Origin of the sequence: Enterococcus sp. DIV0421 (assembly GCF_051713745.1) — a bacterium.
Classification (GTDB): Bacteria; Bacillota; Bacilli; order Lactobacillales; family Enterococcaceae; genus Enterococcus_D; species Enterococcus_D casseliflavus.
Genome location: NZ_JBIOQM010000018.1, coordinates 1 through 1,334, shown reverse-complemented (window position 1 = coordinate 1,334; position 1,334 = coordinate 1). Strand labels below are relative to the sequence as shown.

General features: G+C 37.7%; 1 protein-coding gene. It reads right to left on the bottom strand.

Annotated features, from left to right (window positions below):
• Nucleotides 1-1,257, bottom strand: a 1,257-nt coding sequence (gene istA / locus IGI96_RS19710) for an IS21 family transposase (RefSeq protein WP_438785715.1), incomplete at its 3' end; no start/stop codon positions are given.
• Between the last annotated feature and the right edge of the window lie 77 nt (nucleotides 1,258-1,334).

Here is a 1,334-nt window from a genome sequence, read left to right as displayed (position 1 = left end):
TATCCGTCTGTATTTAAGGTGATTATTATCAATTGCTAGATAATTTTGAAGGCGTGCAGGCAAGTACTTCCAATACCTCGAATAACTAACGACATTCAATTTATTACTCCATTGTTTCAAGATATCACTCCATGGGATCAATCGTTTTTTGTTCATATAGGGGCGATATTCGTTCATTAAGAGGTCTCCATGAGGCGTAAGAACTTTAAATTTATTCCAAGTCAAAACAACGGTCAATTGAGAATATCCATATGCTTTAGGAATATGAATAACCGTTTGATCCAATTTCATTTCGTGATAACGATTTAGTTTAGCTTCTACTTCTTTAAAAATTGGGTAATCCTCTTGGGGAAGAGAATGTAACGCCTTGTTTTCTTTCTTCCACAAATCTTCGATTAATTGATGTTTCGAATAATGCGTCCTTTTTCGATCTGTTTTCAATTGTTCTTCAAGCTGCTTATTTAGGGACTCAAAAGAGTCCATGATTGGCGAAGTCGAGAAGAAATTGTATCGGACATAACCCACTTTATTTTCGACATGTCCTTTTTCATGCCCACTACGTGGGTTACAGACTTGAACATCACAACCATAATGAATGGTGAAACGTAAGAATTCATCGGTTAGTTGTGCTTCTTCAAATTTTGATTTTGTTTTTTTCACCGCTGGAGTTAAGTTATCTATTCTGATCTTTTTTGGAACACCGCCGCATTGATCAAATAGTTGCTTTAATGCTTCCAGGAAACACTCTTGGTTTTGAGCTGGCATGGCACTTGCGAACGTCGCATTACTATAGGGAAATGACATGATAAGAAGTTGTATGTCTTTCATGTGATCTTCGTGCATGACTTCCATTGTTCCAAAATCGACCTGTGCTTCTCCGATCGGATGATCAAGGCGATCGACAGCTTTGTAATTCGTTTCGTCGTACCGCTGTTTTTTCCATTGAGAAATATAGACGCAAACTGTTCGATAGGAGCCAGGGAAACCCAAAGGTTTCAATTGTTCATAGATAGCTTTGGCAGTTCTACGGAGTTTTCTACGTAAGCGTAGGTCTTCTTCTAGCCAACTACCGATAATTTCTCCCCAGCCATCATCCATCATGGATTTATTTTTTCGAGTAGGATCCGTAATGAATAGCTGATCACTGTCGGCGTATTTTTTCGCTGTTCGCCAATTGATATTCATTGCTTTTCTTATCTGATCAATTGACTGATCACGATTATTTCTCAAATGTTTTATCGTTTTAATATCATCCAAAGTTAACAACCTTTCTGTACCTCCATCACTAAGTCACTAAAACTTATGATGGAAGGAAACTAGTTCGCAGTCAAACT